Source organism: Streptomyces sp. NRRL F-4489, assembly GCF_001509485.1.
Classification (GTDB): Bacteria; Actinomycetota; Actinomycetes; order Streptomycetales; family Streptomycetaceae; genus Streptomyces.
In genome coordinates this window covers 51,803-70,135 of record NZ_LLZI01000180.1, presented here as the reverse complement: position 1 = coordinate 70,135, position 18,333 = coordinate 51,803, and the positions used below count along the sequence as shown (strand labels likewise).

The 18,333-nt window shown below is 75.5% G+C and carries 16 protein-coding genes; 10 read left to right on the top strand and 6 right to left on the bottom strand.

Going from position 1 to position 18,333, the window contains the following annotated elements:
* The coding region (gene pcaD, locus ADL22_RS14870) for a 3-oxoadipate enol-lactonase (RefSeq protein ID WP_066978484.1) at positions 1 to 803 on the top strand (803 nt) is incomplete at its 5' end.
* A 24-nt stretch (positions 804 to 827) separates the two neighbouring features.
* Here the strand turns inward: pcaD and ADL22_RS14865 are convergent.
* The 3 genes from ADL22_RS14865 to ADL22_RS14855 form a co-directional block, all read right to left on the bottom strand.
* Complete coding sequence (locus tag ADL22_RS14865; protein WP_199836304.1) at positions 828 to 1,925, bottom strand: PP2C family protein-serine/threonine phosphatase; 1,098 nt, start codon at positions 1,923 to 1,925, stop codon at positions 828 to 830.
* A 214-nt stretch (positions 1,926 to 2,139) separates the two neighbouring features.
* A complete protein-coding gene (locus ADL22_RS14860) occupies positions 2,140 to 2,397 on the bottom strand; it encodes a hypothetical protein (protein ID WP_324615559.1) in 258 nt (85 codons plus the stop codon).
* 112 nt (positions 2,398 to 2,509) lie between these two features.
* The gene (locus tag ADL22_RS14855; protein ID WP_066978481.1) at positions 2,510 to 3,715 is read right to left on the bottom strand and encodes a serine hydrolase domain-containing protein; all 1,206 of its coding nucleotides are present in this window, start codon (positions 3,713 to 3,715) and stop codon (positions 2,510 to 2,512) included.
* A gap of 201 nt (positions 3,716 to 3,916) precedes the next feature.
* Between ADL22_RS14855 and ADL22_RS14850 the strand changes: the two genes are divergently transcribed.
* Positions 3,917 to 4,555 carry an isochorismatase family protein gene (locus ADL22_RS14850; RefSeq protein WP_066978524.1) on the top strand — a complete coding sequence of 213 codons (639 nt, stop codon included), beginning with the start codon at positions 3,917 to 3,919 and terminating at the stop codon, positions 4,553 to 4,555.
* Here the strand turns inward: ADL22_RS14850 and ADL22_RS14845 are convergent.
* Positions 4,546 to 5,373 carry a lipase family protein gene (locus ADL22_RS14845; RefSeq protein ID WP_199836303.1) on the bottom strand — a complete coding sequence of 276 codons (828 nt, stop codon included), beginning with the start codon at positions 5,371 to 5,373 and terminating at the stop codon, positions 4,546 to 4,548. The two genes, ADL22_RS14850 and ADL22_RS14845, sit on opposite strands and share 10 nt — an antisense overlap.
* Before the next feature lie 260 nt (positions 5,374 to 5,633).
* On the opposite strand from ADL22_RS14845, the gene ADL22_RS14840 reads away from it, so the two are divergent.
* The 7 genes from ADL22_RS14840 (at position 5,634) to ADL22_RS14810 (ending at position 14,068) form a co-directional block, all read left to right on the top strand.
* A complete protein-coding gene (locus ADL22_RS14840; RefSeq protein WP_066978477.1) occupies positions 5,634 to 6,044 on the top strand; it encodes a hypothetical protein in 411 nt (136 codons plus the stop codon).
* A complete protein-coding gene (locus tag ADL22_RS14835) occupies positions 6,044 to 6,640 on the top strand; it encodes a 2Fe-2S iron-sulfur cluster-binding protein (RefSeq protein ID WP_066978474.1) in 597 nt (198 codons plus the stop codon). Before ADL22_RS14840 ends, ADL22_RS14835 begins: the two co-directional genes overlap by 1 nt.
* Positions 6,637 to 7,623: an FAD binding domain-containing protein gene (locus ADL22_RS14830; RefSeq protein ID WP_066978471.1), complete on the top strand. Its 987-nt coding sequence runs from the start codon at positions 6,637 to 6,639 to the stop codon at positions 7,621 to 7,623. The genes ADL22_RS14835 and ADL22_RS14830 overlap by 4 nt, the downstream gene beginning before the upstream one ends.
* Before the next feature lie 80 nt (positions 7,624 to 7,703).
* Positions 7,704 to 9,830: a xanthine dehydrogenase family protein molybdopterin-binding subunit gene (locus ADL22_RS14825; RefSeq protein WP_066978468.1), complete on the top strand. Its 2,127-nt coding sequence runs from the start codon at positions 7,704 to 7,706 to the stop codon at positions 9,828 to 9,830.
* A 231-nt stretch (positions 9,831 to 10,061) separates the two neighbouring features.
* A complete protein-coding gene (locus tag ADL22_RS14820; RefSeq protein WP_066978465.1) occupies positions 10,062 to 10,583 on the top strand; it encodes an ATP-binding protein in 522 nt (173 codons plus the stop codon).
* 241 nt (positions 10,584 to 10,824) lie between these two features.
* Positions 10,825 to 12,882 carry a phosphocholine-specific phospholipase C gene (locus tag ADL22_RS14815; protein WP_066978462.1) on the top strand — a complete coding sequence of 686 codons (2,058 nt, stop codon included), beginning with the start codon at positions 10,825 to 10,827 and terminating at the stop codon, positions 12,880 to 12,882.
* A gap of 127 nt (positions 12,883 to 13,009) precedes the next feature.
* Positions 13,010 to 14,068, top strand: a complete 1,059-nt coding sequence (locus ADL22_RS14810) for an aldo/keto reductase (protein WP_066978518.1) — start codon at positions 13,010 to 13,012, stop codon at positions 14,066 to 14,068.
* A 41-nt stretch (positions 14,069 to 14,109) separates the two neighbouring features.
* Here ADL22_RS14810 and ADL22_RS14805 read toward each other — a convergent pair whose 3' ends face one another.
* Together ADL22_RS14805 and ADL22_RS14800 are read right to left on the bottom strand one after the other, a co-directional pair.
* A complete protein-coding gene (locus ADL22_RS14805) occupies positions 14,110 to 15,285 on the bottom strand; it encodes a L,D-transpeptidase family protein (RefSeq protein WP_234430706.1) in 1,176 nt (391 codons plus the stop codon).
* Positions 15,286 to 15,458: 173 nt separating this feature from the next.
* Complete coding sequence (locus tag ADL22_RS14800; RefSeq protein WP_079064128.1) at positions 15,459 to 16,709, bottom strand: DUF6777 domain-containing protein; 1,251 nt, start codon at positions 16,707 to 16,709, stop codon at positions 15,459 to 15,461.
* Between the two features lie 254 nt (positions 16,710 to 16,963).
* Between ADL22_RS14800 and ADL22_RS14795 the strand changes: the two genes are divergently transcribed.
* Positions 16,964 to 18,313 carry a streptophobe family protein gene (locus tag ADL22_RS14795; RefSeq protein ID WP_066978456.1) on the top strand — a complete coding sequence of 450 codons (1,350 nt, stop codon included), beginning with the start codon at positions 16,964 to 16,966 and terminating at the stop codon, positions 18,311 to 18,313.
* Positions 18,314 to 18,333 lie beyond the last annotated feature (20 nt).

Below are 18,333 nucleotides of genomic sequence, written 5' to 3'. Positions count from 1 at the left end.
CCCCCGCCCTCCACCACACCGCCGACGGCCCGCCCGGCGCCCCGCCGCTGATCCTCGGCCCGTCCCTGGGCACCGCGCTGACCGTCTGGGACCCCCAACTGGCCGCGCTCGCCCGCCGGTTCCACGTCGTCCGCTGGGACCTCCCGGGCCACGGCGGCACGCCCCTGGACGCGCTCGCCGACCCCGGCACCACCACCGTCCCGGAACTGGCCCGCCTGGTCCTCGCCCTCGCCGACTCCCTCGGCCTCGGCCATTTCGCCTACGCCGGGGGGTCCCTGGGCGGCGCGGTGGGCGCCTGGCTCGCCGCCCACCACCCCACCCGGGTCAGCTCGCTCGCGCTGGTCTGCTCCTCCGCCTGGTTCGGCGAGCCGGCGAGCTGGCGGGAGCGGGCCGCCCTGGTCCGCGCCAAGGGCACCGACGCGGTCGCCGACTCCGTCGCGGGCCGCTGGTTCACCCCGGCCTTCGCCAACGGGCCGGAGGCCACCGCCCTGGTGGAGGCGCTGTGCCGGGACGTCTCGCCCGAGGGGTACGCGGCCTGCTGCGACGCCCTGGCCGCCTTCGACCTGCGCAGCGCGCTGCCCCGGATCACCGCGCCCACCCTCGTCGTCGCCGGCCGCGCCGACCCGGCCACCCCGCCCGCGCACGCCCGCGAACTGGCCGACGGCATCCGCGACGCCAACCTCGTCGAACTCTCCGGCGCCGCCCATCTCGCGGGCGTGGAACGCCCCGCCGAGGTGCTGGCCGCCCTCCTCGCCCACCTGGCGCCCCTGCACACCCACCCGGCGCCCGGCACGGCCGGCTGAGCGCCGTACGGCAGACCCGCCGGGCTACACCGGGCCGCTGCCGCCGGCCGCCTCGCGGTACCGCACCAGCAGCATCGCCGCGTCGTCGTGCAGCGGCCCCTCGGCGTGGTCCACCACGTCCTCCCGGACCGCCCGCAGCGCCGCCTCCGGGTCGGGGTCCTTCAGCAGGGTGGCCGCGCGCTCGTCCAGCGGATAGAACCAGCCGGCCGAGTCCCGGGCCTCGGTGACCCCGTCGGTGTAGAAGAGCAGCTGGTCGCCGGGGGCGAACGGCACCGTGTACGGGACCGGCGCGTCCGGCCGGTGGTCCATCAGGCCCAGCGGCAGCGCCCGGTCCGGCGGGGCCGCGTAGCCGACCTCGCCGGAGGGGCGCACGACCAGGGGCGACGGATGGCCGAAATTGAGCAGCGTGGCGTCGGGGCCGTCGCCGATCTCGGCGAGCACCGCGGTCACGAACCGCTCGCCCGACAGATGGCGGTTCAGCGCCCGCTCCACCCGCGCGCCGACCGCCGGCAGATCCGGCTCGTCGTGCGCCGCCTCCCGGAACGCGCCGAGCACCACCGCCGCGCTCTCCACCGCCTCCAGGCCCTTGCCCTGCACATCGCCGACGATGATCCGCACCCCGGCCGGCGAGGTCACCACCTCGTAGAGGTCGCCGCCGATCCGCGCCTCGGCCACCGCCGAGGTGTACGACACCGCGATCCGCAGCGGCCCGGCGCTGCGCGGCACCGGCCGCAGCAGCACCCGCTGCGCCACCTCGGCGATCGACCGGACGCTGGCCAGCTCCGCCTCCCGGCGCTGCCGCATCACCGCGGCCACCACCCCGGCCGCGGTCACCCCGGCCACCGACAGCAGCGCGGTCAGCCCGCGCCGGCTCTCGAACAGCCCGCTGTGGATGCCCAGGCCCACGCAGAGCACCGCCGCGACCAGCCCGGCCACCGCCGTCCGCCGCCAGCCGCCGACCAGCCCGGCGAACGCCGGCCCCAGCGACACCAGCGGCAGGAAACCGACCTCGGGGCCGGCGAAGATGTCCACCGCGCTGACCGCCGCCATGACCAGGTACGGGAGCGCCGACAGGGTCAGCGCACGGGAGCGGGCGCGCTGCTCCCCCTTCTCCACGGCCAAGGTCCACTCCGGCGTCGTTACGGCTCAGGGGCCGGCGCTCGGCGGGCCCCTGAGAAGGCGATCGGTACGGGGGACCGGCCATGGTCCGTTCGACTGTCCGAAACCGGCCTCCGGGCCCCCGACCTGAGCATATGCAACATTTGCCGGGGCGAACGACGGGGCGTCGGCCGCCGTTACCGAATCGCAGCGGCCCCGCCCCCGGCCCCGCCAGGCGTTACGCGAGGTACGACTGGATGCCCTTGACCCGGCCGGGCCGCAGGATCCGGAGCGGACCGCGGGTGCAGTCCGGGCAGATGTCGCGGGTCAGGGGGGAAGGCACCCGGCGGCCGTGGGAGAAGTACTCGGCACGCCGGCGGCCCGAGAGATCCGCGGTGTGCCGGATCTCGTACTCCTCCTCCCACCCGTGACCGCAGTGCAGGCAGACGAACGAGTACGCCTCGTGAACCGTCTCGGTGTCCCTTTCCGTCATCATCACCACGTCCTCTCACCGGGGCCGCCGCGCCCGCGGCGGCGCCGGACGGATCCGTGCCGCACCTTCCATTATCACGCCGCGCGGGCGGGTGCGCCGGGGTGCGGCGGGCCGTTCACGCGCTGCCGCGTACCCCCGCCAGCGCCGCGTACACGGCCGCGACCAGGGCGGCGCTGCGCGGGTCCTCACCGCTGGTGCCGCCGCCGAAGCGGTTCATGGTGTACGCGTACGACAGGCCGTTCTCCGGGTCCGCGAAGGCGTACGAACCGCCCGCGCCGCCGTGCCCGAACGCCCGCGGATTGGGCCCGGCCTGCCCGCGGTCGTTGAGCATGTAGCCCAGCCCCCAGCGGAACGCCGCGGCGGTGCCCTCTGGGACCAGCGCGCCCAGCGTCAGGTCCGGTTCGGCCGGCCGGCTCTGCGGGGTGCGCATCGCCTCCAGCGCGGCCCGGCCGACCAGCCCGCCGCCGGCCAGCGCACCGTAGACGGCGGCCAGCCCGCGCGCCGAGGCGTGCGCGTTGCCGGACGGGATCTCCGCCGCGCGGTAGGCGGCGCTGTTGACGTCCCCGGTCGGGATGTACGTCAGCGCCAGCGTGACCCCGGCCAGCGGGTGCGCGTCCAGGTCCCGCACCGGCGCCGTCGGCAGGCCCGGCAGGCGCGCGGCGAGCCGCTCCTTGTCCAGTTGCCCGACCATCTCGGCGCAGCGCGCCTGCTCCTCGGGGGGCGTGCCGATGAACACCGCGGCGTCCAGCGGCCCGGTGATCTCGCTCCGCAGGAACGCCCCGAGCGACTGCCCGGTGATCCGCCGGACCACCTCGCCCACCAGATACCCGAAGGTCACCGCGTGGTAGCCCTGCGCGGTGCCCGGCTCCCACCAGGGCGGGGTGGCCGCCAGCGCGCCGCAGACGTACTCCCAGTCGTAGGCGCGGCCCTCCGCCAGCGGCTCCCGGGGCGCGATCAGTCCGGCGCGGTGGCTGAGCAGCCAGCGCACCGGTATGTCCCCCTTGCCGGCACGGGCGAATTCCGGCCAGTAGCGGGCGACCGGCGCGTCGAGGTCCAATTCTCCGCGATCGGCCAGGAGATGGGCGCACAGCGCGGTCATGCCCTTCGACGTCGAGTAGACGTTGACCAGGGTGTCCCGCTCCCAGGGCCGCTGCCCGGCGGCGTCCGCTGACCCGCCCCACAGGTCGACCACCAGCTCGCCGTCGAGCGTCACCGCGAGGGCCGCGCCGGTCTCGCGGCGCGCCCGGAAGTTGCCCTCGAAGGCGGCGCGGACGCCCTCGAAGCCCGGTGCGCAGTGGCCGTTGGCGGTGGCAGCTTCCACGGGGTCTCCTCGCGTCGTCGCGGTGCGGTGCCGCGCCCCGCGCCCCGCCGCCCGGACCGCCGGGCGCGGACCCGGCGCGACTGCGGCCGCGGAGCACCTACGGATGATCCGCCCGATTCGATGCCTGTGGCAACCATGCCGGTCCGGCCGGAACCCGTCCCGCCCGACCGGCGCAGCGCCCCCCACCGCGATGATGGGACGGTGACCGCCCCGACCGCACCCCGCCCCGGCGCCCCCGACCCCGTGCACGCCCTCCTGCTCGTCGACCTCCAGTCCGCGTTCGTCGCCGGACCGGAGGCGGTCCCCGACGCCGCGCGGGTCCTGGACCGCGCCCGGGGGCTGCTCGCCCGGGCCCGCGCGGCCGGCGCGCTCGTCGTCCACCTGCAGAACGACGGCCCGCCCGGCGCCGCCGACGAACCGCGCACCCCCGGCTGGCGCCTCCATCTGCCCGTCGCGCCCGGCCCGCTGGAGCGCGTCGTCCGCAAGACCGAGGACGACGGCTTCGAGGACACCGGGCTCGGCGGACTGCTCGACGGCGCGGGCGCCACCGGCCTCGCGGTCTGCGGGGTGCTGTCCGAGATGTGCGTGGCGGCCACCGCCCGGGCGGCGCTGGCCCGCGGCCACCGCGTCGTCCTGCCGCACGACGCGCACGCCACCTACGACATCCCCGCCGCGCCCGGTATCAGCGGCACCGTCCCGGCCGCGATGTCCGCGCGGGCCGCCGAGTGGGCGCTCGGCGACGAGGTCGAGATCGTGCCGCGCGCGGAGGCGGTGCGCTTCACCGCCGCGCCCCGCCCGCACGCCGTCCCCCGCCCCGCCGCCGGGGCGCGTCAGTCCTGACCGGCCGCCGCGTTCTCCAGCGCGGTGACGTAGGCGCCGATGAAGTGGTCCCGGACGCCGTCCGCGGCGGGGGCCAGCAGATCGGCGGTCAGGCCCCGGCCGCGGTCGAAAAGGCCGCCGAGCAGCGGCATGGTGTTGTGCACCGCGCCCCGGGAGTCGATGTAGCGCAGTGCGGAGACATGGCGGAAGACCGGCTCCGGCGGCAGCTGCGGCACGATGTCGTTGTTGTTCACGAAGCGGTACATGCGGCCGGCGAAGGCCGTGTTGAACTCCCGCGCCAGGCCCGGGTCGCAGGTGCGCGGCTGGCCGAAGGTGTAGACGCCGTCGGGGGTCAGCCGGGGGTCCTCGAAGTGCAGCCGGGCGCCGGCCAGCATCGCCAGCGCGCCGCCGAGGCTGTGGCCGGTGAAGAAGACCGCCTGGCCGTTGTCCCGGAATTCCGCGACGGTGGCCAGCACCCGCGGCCAGACCGCCTCCAGCGCCTGCGCGAAGCCGTGGTGGACGTAGCCCCGGCCGCCGGGACCGGGCCAGGGCGGGGTGGTGGCGTCGGAGAGCCAGTCGCGCAGCTCGGCGGGCTCGGTGCCGCGGAACGCCGTGATGATCATGCGCTCCCCGCCGAGGGTGTACGCCTGGGTGTCCCGGAGCGGGAACGGTGGCTGGAACGCGGTGCGGTGGTGGCGCACCCGGGCGAACCCCCACTCCCCGGCGGCGGCCTCGACGGCCGGCTCGTCCTCGTACGCGAGGGCGGCGGCGCGCGCCATGGAGAGCGCGTGGCGGAGGCTGTAGCCGGTGGTGTGCTGGTCGACGAGCGGACTGGTCAACGGTGCTCCCGGTGGGTACGCGGATGGCGGAGACGGACGGACGACGCAGAGGAGGGAACGGAGGACGGCGGAACAGCGACGCGGGACGGCCGCGGAGCCGCTTGCGACTACGCAGCGCGCGTCCCGGCTACACAACGTAACTCCGGGTGGCCGCGGCACGCGGATCCGCCCGTTCAAACCACTCGTTCGAGCCTCCGGTCGCACACCCCGGGCCGCGGAGTGAGCCTGGAAGCGTCCGGCAACCACAGGAAGGGCCCACAGTGAACAGCGCGCACCAGGCGTCACACGCGGAACACGTATCGGCCGAAGTCGTGGTGGAGGTCGAGGGCTGCACGGGGCAGGACGCCCACGCCGTCTTCAGCGCCCTGCGCACCGCCTTCCGCTCCGACCGCGCCGCGGACGACGTACCGAAGGAAACGGCCGGGCCGGGCACGACGGTGTGGACCACCACCGTCGACGTCAGCGAGCGCGGCACCGCACCGGAGCCCCAGCGGCTGACCTCGCCGGTCATCGCCACCCTCCAGGGCGGCTACCGCGCCGTCGACCAGCTCTGCGAGGGCCTGAAGCCGGCGTTCGCGGTGCAGATCCTCGGCATGGCCGCCGGCGACCAGGAGAAAGAGGTCGAACTGCGGCTGGAGACCCTGCGCCGCCCCGTCCCGGAGGACGCCTGATGCCTCCCGACGGCGGACCGGACAGGCCGGACGGCCCGGAAGCCCCCCGCCCCGTCGACGGGCGCCGCTCCGAGCTGGTCCTCACCGTCAACGGCACCCGCCACACCCTCGTCCTGGACCACCGCACCACCCTCCTGGACGCGCTGCGCGAGCACCTGGGGCTGACCGGCGCCAAGAAGGGCTGCGACCACGGCCAGTGCGGCGCCTGCACCGTCCTGGTCGACGGGCGGCGGGAGAACAGCTGCCTGCTGCTCGCGGTGGCGCACGACGGCCGCGCGGTCACCACCATCGAGGGCCTGGCCGACGGCGAGCGGCTGCATCCGCTCCAGGAGGCGTTCCTGGAGCGCGACGCCTTCCAGTGCGGCTTCTGCACCCCCGGCCAGATCTGCTCGGCGGCCGGCGTGCTGGCCGAGGCGGCGGCCGGCTTCCCCTCGTACGTCACCGGGGAGACCTCCCGGTCCGGGGCGCCGGTCCCCCTCACCCCCGAGGAGATCCGCGAGCGGATGAGCGGCAACATCTGCCGCTGCGGCGCCTACCCGAGGATCACCGAGGCGGTCGCCGACGCCGCCGCCGGGACGGAGGTGGCCGGGCCATGAAGCCGTTCGCCTATCTGCGGGCCGGCAGCGTCGAGGAGGCCGTCCGGGCCGCCGCCGGGCAGCCCGGCGCGCGCTTCCTGGCCGGCGGCACCAACCTCGTCGACCTGATGAAGCAGGGCGCCGAGACCCCCCGCACCCTGATCGACATCGGCCGGCTCCCGCTGGACCGCATCGAGGAACTGCCCGGCGGCGGACTGCGCGTCGGCGCCCTGGTCCGCAACGCCGACCTGGCCGCCGCCCCCGCCGTCCGCGACCGCTACCCGGTGCTCTCCCAGGCCCTGCTGGCCGGCGCCTCCGGGCAGCTGCGCAACGCCGCCACCACCGGCGGCAACCTCCTCCAGCGCACCCGCTGCACCTACTTCCAGGACACCTCCAAACCCTGCAACAAACGCGACCCCGGCACCGGCTGCCCGGCCATCGAGGGCCACCACCGCGAACTGGCCGTCCTCGGCCACTCCGACCACTGCGTCGCCACCCAGCCCTCCGACTTCGCCGTCGCCCTCGCCGCCCTGGACGCCACCGTCCACCTGCGCGGCCCCGAAGGAGAACGCACCGTCCCCGCCGCCGACTTCCACCGCCTGCCCGGCGACACCCCCGAACGCGACACCGAGCTGCGGCTCGGCGAACTGCTCACCGCCGTCGACCTGCCGCCGCCCGTCCCCGGCACCCGCTCCCGCTACCGCAAGGCCCGCGACCGCGCCTCGTACGCCTTCGCGCTGGCCTCGGTGGCCGCGGTGCTCGGTGTCCGCGACGGCACCGTCGAGCACGCCGCGCTCGCCTTCGGCGGGCTGGCCCACCGCCCCTGGCGGGCCCGCGCCGCCGAGGACGTGCTGCGCGGCGCGCCCGCCACCAAGGACACCTTCGCCCGCGCCGCCGACGCCGAGCTGGCCGCCGCCCGGCCGCTGCGCGACAACGGCTTCAAGGTGCCGCTCGCCCGCGCCCTGGCCGTCGGCGTCCTCGCCGACCTCGCCGCCCGCGGCTGACCCCGCCCGCTTCCGACCCCAGGCCCCTTTGCCCCCAGGCCCCTTCGACCCAAGGCCCTTCAGACCCAAGGACGCGTGCCATGAGCCACGAACCGTTCCCGGCGGGCCCGCCGCCGCAGCCCCTGGGCGAGCCGCTGGTGCGCCGCGAGGGCCGCGCGAAGGTCACCGGCACCGCCCGCTACGCCGCCGACCACGCCCCGCCCGGCCGGGTCCACGCCTGGCCCGTCGCGGCCACCGTCGCCCGCGGCCGGATCACGTCCGTGGACACCCGCGACGCGCTCGCCGTACCCGGCGCCCTCGCCGTCCTCACCCACGAGAACGCGCCCCGCCTGGCCCCCACCGACGACCCCACCCTCGCCGTCCTCCAGGAGGACCGCGTCCCGCACCGCGGCTGGTACGTCGCGCTCGCCGTCGCCGAGACCCTGGAGGCCGCCCGGGACGCCGCCGACGCGGTGCACGTCGAGTACGCCACCGACGGCCACGACGTCCTGCTCACCGCCGACCACCCCGGCCTGTACGTCCCGGACGAGGTCTACGGCGGGCCCGGCGCCCGCGAACGGGGCGATTTCGACGCCGCGTTCGCCGCCGCCGAGACCACCGTCGATGTCACGTACACCATGCCGTCGCTGCACAACCACCCCATGGAGCCGCACGCCGCGACCGCCCAGTGGGACGACGGGCACCTCACCGTCCACGACTCCAGCCAGGGCGCGACCAAGGTGTGCGAGGAGCTGGCCGCGCTGTTCAAGCTCGGCACCGACCAGGTCACCGTGGTCTCCGAGCACGTCGGCGGCGGCTTCGGCTCCAAGGGCACCCCGCGCCCGCACGTGGTGCTCGCCGCGCTGGCCGCCCGCCACACCGGCCGCCCGGTCACCCTCGCCGTCCCGCGCCGCCACCTGCCGGCCGTCGTCGGCCACCGCAGCCCCACCATCCAGCGCGTCCGCATCGGCACCGGGCCCGATGGCGTGATCACCGCCCTCGGCCACGAAAGCCTCTCGCACACCTCCACGCTCACCGAGTTCGTCGAACAGGCCGCCATCCCGGCCCGGATGATGTACACCTCGCCGAACAGCCGCTGTGTGCACCGCGTCGCCGCCCTCGACGTCCCCACCCCGTCCTGGATGCGCGCCCCCGGCGAATGCCCCGGCATGTACGCGCTCGAATCCGCCCTGGACGAACTCGCCGCCGCCCTGGGCGCCGACCCCGTCGAGCTGCGCCTGCGCAACGACACCGCCACCGACCCGGACAACGGCCGCCCCTTCAGCAGCCGCCACCTCGCGGACTGCCTGCGCCGGGGCGCCGCCCGCTTCGGCTGGCTGCCCCGCGACCCGCGCCCGGGGCTGCGCCGCCGCGGCGATCTGCTGCTGGGCACCGGTGTGGCCTCGTCCACCTACCCCGCCTCGGCCAGTGGCTCCGAGGCCGAGGCGCACGCCGCCCCGGACGGCGGCTACCGCGTCCGGATCAACGCCACCGACATCGGCACCGGCGCCCGTACCGTCCTCGTCCAGATCGCCGCCGCCGCGCTCGGCGTCCCCGAGGACCGGATCGCGATCGAGATCGGCAGCAGCGATCTGCCGCCCGCCGGGCTCGCCGGCGGCTCCACCGGCACCGCGTCCTGGGGCTGGGCCGTCCACAAGGCGTGCACCGCCCTGAAGGACCGGCTGCGCGACCACCAGGGCCCGCTGCCGGCCGAGGGCATCGCGGTCACCGAGGACACCCACGCCGAGAACGCCGAGTCCTCCCCGTACTCCCGGCACGCCTTCGGCGCGGTCTTCGCCGAGGTCCAGGCCGACACCCGCACCGGCGAGGTCCGGGTCCGCCGCCTGCTGGGCCAGTACGCGGCCGGCCACATCCTCAACTCCCGCACCGCCCGCTCCCAGTTCACCGGCGGCCTGATCATGGGCCTGGGTATGGCGCTGACCGAGGGCAGCTCGCTGGACCCGGCGTTCGGCGACTTCACCGCCCGCGACCTGGCCTCGTACCACGTCCCGGTCAACGCCGACGCCCCGGTCGTCGAGGCGTACTGGCTCGACGAGGAGGACACCCACCTCAACCCCATGGGCAGCAAGGGCATCGGCGAGATCGGCATCGTCGGCACCGCCGCGGCGATCGGCAACGCCCTGTGGCACGCCACCGGCCACCGCTTCCGCGACCTGCCGCTGACGCCGGACAAGGTGCTGTCCGCGCTGGGCGGGACCGGGGGCTGACACCCGCGCGGTCCGGCGCCGGGCGGGCGGGTCCCGGCGCCTCGGCGGGGCGCGTCCCGGCGCGGCCCGGTGCCCCGCACGCAACTCCGACGGCCCAACCCTGTTGCGGCGCCGGTACGCCCGGGTGAGCATGACAGTCAACCCATACGTGACGGAAGCTCACTCTTCGTGTTCGGGGTTCGTTGGTCCAACGAGGTGAAGGACGTGAGCCTCGCGGTGAGGAGCCACGACATGACACTTCCCGGCGGCCGGCACTACACGGTCGAACTGCACGCCTCGGCGGAGCGCGTCCCGCAGATCCGGCGGATCGTCGCCGCGCATCTGCGCTACTGGAATCTGGAACCGCAGATCCCGCCCGTGTGCGAGGGAGTGGCGGAGCTCCTGACCAACGTCCACCGCCATATCGGCCCCGAGGCCCGCTGCGTGGTCGAACTCCGCTGGAGCGGCCGCCATCTGACCGCCTCGGTCGCCGACGACGGCCCCGAACTGCCCCGGCTGGAGTCCGCGGCCGGCGGCGGCCTGGCCCGGATCGCCGCGCTCAGCGACAGCTGGGGCACCTGCGGCACCGACGGCGGCAAGGTCATCTGGTTCACCCGCCGGGTCGAGGTGCCGCGCGGCGCGCCGGCCACCCCGCCGGTCCGGCCGCGCAGCGTGCCGGACGCGGCCGAGCCCGCGCCCGCGCCGGACGGCCCGCCGCCGGCGCCCGCCGCGGACGGCCCGGTCCCCGCGGCCGGCCCCGCCCCGGCCCTCTAACACAGCCCGCCCCGGCCCGGACGGCCGGCGGACCACGGTCGCAGCGCCGTGGCCCGCCGGCCGTCCGGCGTTGCCGGGGCCCGGGGCCCGCCGGTGAGTTCGCCACCCGTACGGTGAGGTGTCACCTCCGGGACACCCCCTCTTCCCGGGGCCTCGTTCCTCTTGGAACACTCTGCTGACCGCACCGTCCAACGAACCGACACCCCGTCATCCCCCCTCACCCACGAGGTCACCACGACACATGGCTGACATCAACCGCCGGCGCTTCCTCCAGATAGCCGGCGCCACCGCGGGCCTGAGCGCCCTGTCGAACAGCATCGCCCGCGCCGCGGCCATCCCGGCCCGGCGCAGCGCGGGCTCCATCAAGGACGTCGAGCACATCGTCGTCCTGATGCAGGAGAACCGTTCCTTCGACCACTACTTCGGCACGCTCCGGGGCGTCCGCGGCTTCGGCGACCCGCGCCCGGTCACCCTGCCCAGCGGCAAGCCGGTGTGGTACCAGTCCGGCGGCGGCAAGGACGTCCTGCCCTACCGCCCCGACGCCGCGAACCTCGGCATGCAGTTCATCGCGGGCCTCAACCACGACTGGCACGGCGGCCACCAGGCGTGGAACAACGGCAAGTACGACCAGTGGATCCCCGCCAAGGGCACCGGCACCATGGCCTACCTGACGCGCGAGGACATCCCCTTCCACTACGCGCTCGCCGACGCCTTCACCGTCTGCGACGCGTACCACTGCTCGATGATGAGCTCCACCGACCCCAACCGCTACTACATGTTCTCCGGCTGGGTCGGCAACGACGGCTCCGGCGGCGGCCCGGTCGTCGGCAACGAGGAGGCCGGCTACGGCTGGACCACCTACCCCGAGCGCCTGGAGAAGGCCGGCGTCTCCTGGAAGGTCTATCAGGACATCGGCGACGGCCTGGACGCGGCCGGCAAATGGGGCTGGATCGACGACGCCTACCGCGGCAACTACGGCGACAACTCGCTGCTCTTCTTCAACCAGTACCGCGACGCCAAGCCCGGCGACCCGCTCTACGACAAGGCCCGCACCGGCACCGACGCCAAGCGCGGCGAGGGCTACTTCGACCGGCTCCGGGCCGACGTCAAGGCCGGCACCCTGCCGCAGGTCTCCTGGATCGCCGCCCCCGAGGCGTTCTCCGAGCACCCCAACTGGCCCGCCAACTACGGCGCCTGGTACGTCTCGCAGGTCCTGGACGCGCTCACCGCCAACCCCGACGTGTGGAGCCGCACGGCGCTGTTCATCACCTACGACGAGAACGACGGCTATTTCGACCACGCCGTCCCGCCGTTCCCGCCCGCCTCCACCGCCCAGGGCCGCTCCACCGCGGACACGTCCCTGGAGCGCTACCCCGGCAGCGCCGGCTACGCCGCCGGGCCCTACGGCCTGGGCCAGCGCGTCCCGATGCTGGTCGTCTCGCCCTGGAGCACCGGCGGCTACGTCTGCTCCGAGGTCTTCGACCACACCTCGATCATCCGCTTCATGGAGCGCCGCTTCGGCGTCCACGAGCCCAACATCACGCCCTGGCGCCGCGCCGTCTGCGGCGACCTGACCTCGGCGTTCGACTTCTCCCTGGAGAACAGCAAACCGGCCGCGCTGCCGGACACCAAGGGCTACCAGCCGCCGGACCACAACCGGCACACCAGCTACGTCCCCAAGCCGCCCGCCACGCCCGCCCTGCCCGCGCAGGAGCCCGGCTCCCGGCCCACCCGCCCGCTGCCGTACGTCCCGCTGGCCGACGGCACCGCCGACGCCGCCGGGGGCCGCTTCACGCTCACCTTCAGCGGCGGCACCCGCGCCGGCGCGAGCTTCCTGGTCACCTCGCCCAACCGCACCGACGGCCCCTGGACGTACACCACCGAGGCCGGCAAGACCGTCTCCGACACCTGGAACACGGCCTATTCCAAGGGGAGTTACGACCTGACGGTGCACGGGCCCAACGGCTTCCTGCGCACCTTCAAGGGCCCCGGCAAGAAGCTCACCCCCGAGGTCATCGCCCGCCACAACGCCGCCTCCGGGCGCGTCGAGCTGTCCCTGACCAACCCCGGCACGGCCCCCTGCACCCTCACCGTCGCCAACGCCTACACCGGCACCCGGCAGACGGTCCGGGTGGACCCGGGCGGCACCCTCACCCAGGCCGTCGACCTCGGCCCGAGCCGCCGCTGGTACGACCTGACGGTCACCGCCGACACCGACGCCGGATTCCTGCGCCGCTTCGCCGGCCATGTCGAGACCGGGGCGCCGGGCGTCAGCGACCCGGCCCTGCGCACCGGCTGACCGGCCGCCGGCCCCGGGGCACCGGCCGGGAGGCGGCGCGCCACGCGCCTCCCGGCCGGAGCGGCGGCTTGCGCTGGAGCGCACTCCAGCTCCTAGCGTGGGACCGACCACGACCGAAGGGGAGAACGTGCGGTACACACTGTTCGGCAAGACGGGCCTGCGGGTGAGCGAACTGGCCCTGGGCACCATGACGTTCGGCGAGGAATGGGGCTGGGGCAGCAGCCGGGAGACCAGCGCCCGCATCCTGGACGCCTACGCCGACGCCGGCGGCAACTTCCTCGACACCGCCAACAACTACACCGGCGGCAGCTCCGAGACCATCCTCGGCGAACTCCTCACCAGCCGCCGCGACCGGTTCGTGCTGGCCAGCAAGTACACCTGCGCCACCGCGCCGGACGACGTCAACGCGGCCGGCAACCACCGCAAGAACCTCGTCCGCTCCGTCGAGGCCAGCCTGCGCCGGCTGGACACCGACCGGCTGGACGTCCTGTGGGTGCACGCCCGCGACAACTTCACCCCCGTCGAGGAGGTGATGCGCGCCCTGGACGACCTCGTCCGCTCCGGCAAGGTCCTCTACCTCGGCGTATCGGACTGGCCCGCGTGGGAGATCGCCCAGGCCAACACGCTGGCCGAGCTCCGCGGCTGGACCGCGTTCGCCGGCTCCCAGCTGCGCTACAGCCTGCTGGAGCGCACCGTGGAGCGGGAACTGCTCCCGCAGGCCCGCGCCTTCGACCTGGCCGTCCTGGCCTGGGCGCCGCTCGCGGCCGGCAAGCTCACCGGCAAGTACCGGCGCGGCGAGTCCGGCCGGCTGACCACGGAGGGCGCGGCGAGCTTCCGGGACCACAACGAGGACGCGACGGTCACCGCCGTCCTGGAGATCGCCGAACAGGGCGGCTGGAGCCCCGCGCAGGTGGCGCTGGCCTGGCTGCGGCAGCGCCCCGGCAACATCATCCCGATCATCGGCGCCACCAAGGAGGCCCAGCTCGCGGACAACCTCGCCGCCGTGGACGTCGTCCTCGACGAGGACGCGCTGGCCCGGCTGGACGAGGTGAGCGCCGTCCCGCTCGGCTTCCCGCACGACTTCCTCCGCGAGGAGGGCATCACCCGCACCGTCCACGGCGACCGCTGGGCCACCATCGACGACCGCCGCTCCACCTATCGCCGCACGGTCCACGACATCCGCTGACGCGGACCGCGCGGCGGCCGGGCCGCTGGTTCAGGGCCCGGCTACTTCAGGGCGCTGCGCTGCTGCCACTGGGACCAGGACTCCTGCCAGACCTCCAGGCCGTTGCCGACATCGGTCTTCTTGGTGCTGGTGGTGCCCTTCACCTCGACCGTGGAGCCGATCGTGAGGAAGTCGTAGACCCGCTTGGCGTCCGAGGTGGTCATACCGAAGCAGCCGTGGCTGTTGTTGACCACGCCGAGCGACTTGTTCCACGGGGCGGAGTGCAGGAAGGTGCCGGACGCGGTGAGGTGGGTGACCCACTGGGAGTCCAGCATCCACTCGTTGCCGTGGCCGATGGTGGCGGAGTCCATGGTCTCCGCGGCGTTCTTGCTGCGGACGGTGTGCACCCCGCCCCGGGTCGGGTCCTGCGGGGAGCCCGCGGAGCCGCGGATGGTGCCGACCGGCTTGCCGTTGTCGTACATCGTCAGGGTGTGCGAGGGGACGTCGATGACGGCCTTGTGGTCGGCGCCGATGGTGAAGTCGAAGTCGTAGTCCCGGACGAACCAGCGGTCGTCGCCGGAGTTCAGGCCGGACAGCGCGCCCCGGACGGAGACCTTGGTGCCGGACGGCCAGTAGTCCTTGGGCCGCCAGTCGATCCGGTCCTTGCCCGACCAGTCCTTCACCCAGCCCCAGGCGCCCTCGACGCGGGGCTGGGTGGTGACCTTCAGCGCCTTCTCGATCTCGGGGCGGCTGCTCTTGGCGACCGGGTGGTCGAAGAGGATCGAGATCGGCATACCGGTGCCCACGGTCTGGCCGTTGCCGGGCGTGTTGGTGAGCTTGTTGACCTTGGCGGCCTGCTCGGTGGTGAACTTCGAGGTGCCCTCGGACTCCTTGCCGCCGGACGACTTGGCCTTGGTCCGCACGGTGTACGTGGTCGCCGGCCGGACCTTGCCCTCGGAGGTCCAGGCCGATCCGTCGGCGGCCAGCCGGCCGGGCACCGCCGCGCCCTTGTCGTCCTTGACCTCGACGGTGGTCAGCCGGCCGCCGTCGGCCTTGACGGATATCGGGGCGCCGAGCTTCGCGGCGGCGGCGCCGGCCGCCGGGGTGACCGTCACCTTGGCCGCCGGCGCGTCCGCCTGCGAGCCGCCGGTGCCGGTGCCGCACGCGGTCATCAGCAGCCCCGCGGCGAGGACCGCGGGTATCAACCGGGTGGTGGGGCGACGTGTTCCGGCGTGCACGAAGGTTCCTCCAAAGCTGAACAACGGACAGCGGCGGAGCCGTAGGCATCCGCCGCGTATACAGATGGTTTGTCCGCTTCAGAGGTTGTGCGGTGCATCGGATTATTAGGACACAGTTCGATATCGGCGTTCGGGGGATGGGCGTTTGTGCGGGTGGGAGCCCGGGGCGGCGGTCAGCTGGAGGGGCCGCCGGGGGCCGTTTCACCGCCCGGGCCCGTACCGGGACCGCCCGGGGTGACGGGCCCGGGGGTGCCGCCGGGGCCGGTCTCGCCGGGCGGGGTCGTACCGGGCCCCTCCGGAGGTGTCGAACCGCCCGGGGTCTCCGGGGGCGTCCCGCCGCCCGGTCCCGAGGGCGTCCCCGGCGTCGAACCCCCGGGCGACGACGGCGACCCGGGGGCCGACGGCGGCGGGGAGAACGGCGGCTGGGAGGGCGGCGGCGCCGGCTCGTCGGTGTCGCCCGAGCCGCCCTGGGGGCGCTTGAAGTACTGCCCGGTGTCCGGGTCGAGCAGGGTGAACGCGTGCACCGGCCGCGGCGCCGGCTTCACCACCACCACGTTCGAGTCCCGGAAGCCCGGCCACGGCTTGCCGACCATCTTCACCGCGCCCTTGACAGCCACCGGCGGCGTCAGCGGGTTCCCGCACGCGCACCGCACCCGCGGCACCCCGTGCGCGTCCACCAGCACCGCGGTGCCCGTCTGGAGCACCGCCTGGAACGAGGTGGCCCGCCCGTCCCGGAAGCCGTGGTTGGTGACCCGGGTGTCCACCAGCAGCTGCACCGGGGTCAGCGACCGCAGGTACTGCGGGAGTTGGGCCGCGCTCACGCCCTCGGTGCCGGCGAACGCCCGCGCCTTCTCCGCGGAGCCCTGGAAGAAGCGGATCTGCTTCTCGACGTCGCAGCTGGCGTTGGAGCGGCTGCCGCCGTACAGGCCGGGGGCCGCCCCGGACACGCTGGTGTGCCGCTGCGCGCCCTGCGCCGGGACGGACGGGGTGGCGGTCGGGGACGCGGTGCCGCCGCCGTTCACCGTCGAGCCGGTGTACGGGTCCTGGCCCGACGCGGCGGCCGGTTCCAGGAACACCTCGCCCTGTGCGCCGCCGCCACCGCCCCCGTGGGTGAACACGATCGCCAGCACCACCGCGACGACCACCACGGCCGCGGCGATCGCGATCCGCGGCCCCGACCGCCACCACGGCCGCCGCTCCCCGCCGCCCGCTCCGCCGCCGCCTCCGCCGCCTCCGCCGCCGGGGCCGTCCGGGGGCGGGGGCGGGCCGGCGCCGGGGGCGGTGGGCTGCGCCCCCGGCTGCTGCCAGGGGCGGGTCGGCTCGTGCGCGGGCGGCTCACCGGACGGGGGACCGGAGAGCGGACCCGTGGGCGGGCCGCTCGGCCGGCTCTCCGGCTGGCTGTCCGACGGCGGTGGAGATGTCACGGTGTCCTCTTCCCGGCACTGGGCGGCCGTCCGGCGGCGTGGGGCGACGGGCGCGAGGCGGCGAAGGCCGCGGTGGCACGCGGCGGTTCGGCGGATGCGCGCCACTCCGGACGTGACGTATCGGTCATGCCGGTCATGTCGCATATCGCGTCAATTGTTTGCCCGGGGCCGCCGTCTTCCGCAAGCGGGCGGCACCCGCCGTGCGTACCGTTGCCTGGACGGCACTTCGGCCCCCGTGCCCCGTGGGAGACCCCGTGAGCCAGACGCCCGGCCCGGCACCGGCCGGACCCGGACAGCCCGCACCGGCCGGGCCCGCGACCGCGGCACCGCACGGCCGCCCGCCCGCCCTGCGCGGCTGGGGGCAGGCCCTCGGCACGGCGGTGGCGGGCCTGGCGGCCATGGCGGTGACCGCCGCGCTCGGGCTGTGGGCGGCCGGGGCGGCGGACCTGCCCGGCGGCGGCTTCCCCGCGGTGGTCGCGGCCGCCGTGGTCGCCGCGGCCGGCGGTGCGCTCGCCGCGACCGGCGACGCCGGGTTCCTGGCCCGGGCCGGCGCCGCCGTGGACGCCGTACCGCTGTCGGTGACGCTGGCCGGGGCCCTGGTCACCGCGGCGCTCTTCCGGCGGCCGCTGCGCCACCGCGCGGTCGCCCGGTCCGGCGAACTCCTCGGCCGGATCGCCCGGACGGCGGTCTGCTGGCTGGTCCTTCTGCTGCTCGTCGCGCTCGCCGCCCGCCACCGCTTCACCGTCTCGCTCGGCAGCGACCTCGCCGACCGGATCGGCGCCGCCCTCGGCGCCACCCCCACCGTCGGCTTCCGCGCCGACCTGCCGGCCACGCTCGGCTACGGCCTGCTGTGGATCCTCGCCGTCCTGGTGCTGTCGCTCGCCGTCTCCCGCACGGCCCCGCTGCCCCCGGGGCTGCTCCGCCACCGCACCGCGGTCCGCCCGCCCGCGTCCGCGATGCTGCTGGTCCTGCTGGTGTACGTGGCGCTCGGCCTGCTCGCCGGCCTCGCCGAGCCGGCCACCGGCGACCACCCGGCGCGCACCCTCGCGGTCCTCCTCCTCGGTTTGCCCAACCTCGCCTGGACGGCGCTGGGCATCGGCACCGGCGGCGGCTGGACCGGCCATGCCGACAAGGCCCTCGGCCTGCCGCTGCCACACCCCCTGGAACAGGTCCTGGCCCGGGGCGGGGAGCAGACCCTGGACCTCGGCTCGCTCGCCGCGTACGACGGGCGGGTGTGGTGGCTGGTGGCGGTGGCGGCGGTGGTCCTGACGGTCGCCGCGTTCGCCGCCGCGGTCCGTGCCCCGGCCCGTACGCCCGCCTGGCGGCACGCCCTGGAGATGGCGGTGGCGCTGGCGCTCACCCTCCTGGTCGTCGGCGTGGCCACGGGGATCGACGCCCACTACGGCCTGGCCCTGATCGGCGTCGGCGACCTCGGCGGCGATCTGGGCGGCGCGGTCACCCTGCGGCCGCAGCTGTGGCGGCTGGTGGGGGTGGGCGCCGCGTGGGGGCTGGCCACGGGGTTCGCCGGCGCCCTGGCGGCCCGCCGGGTCCGCCATCCCGGGGAGGTGCGCGATGCCTACCGGGGGCCGCCGCCGGGGCGGTGACCCGGGGACGCGCGGGGCGG

Coding starts and splice junctions, on each gene's coding strand:
- ADL22_RS14820 (WP_066978465.1), top strand. CDS start 10,062: ATGACACTTCCCGGCGGCCGGCACTACACGGTCGAACTGCACGCCTCG.
- ADL22_RS14830 (WP_066978471.1), top strand. CDS start 6,637: ATGAAGCCGTTCGCCTATCTGCGGGCCGGCAGCGTCGAGGAGGCCGTC.
- ADL22_RS14835 (WP_066978474.1), top strand. CDS start 6,044: ATGCCTCCCGACGGCGGACCGGACAGGCCGGACGGCCCGGAAGCCCCC.
- ADL22_RS14815 (WP_066978462.1), top strand. CDS start 10,825: ATGGCTGACATCAACCGCCGGCGCTTCCTCCAGATAGCCGGCGCCACC.
- ADL22_RS14860 (WP_324615559.1), bottom strand. CDS start 2,397: ATGATGACGGAAAGGGACACCGAGACGGTTCACGAGGCGTACTCGTTC.
- ADL22_RS14825 (WP_066978468.1), top strand. CDS start 7,704: ATGAGCCACGAACCGTTCCCGGCGGGCCCGCCGCCGCAGCCCCTGGGC.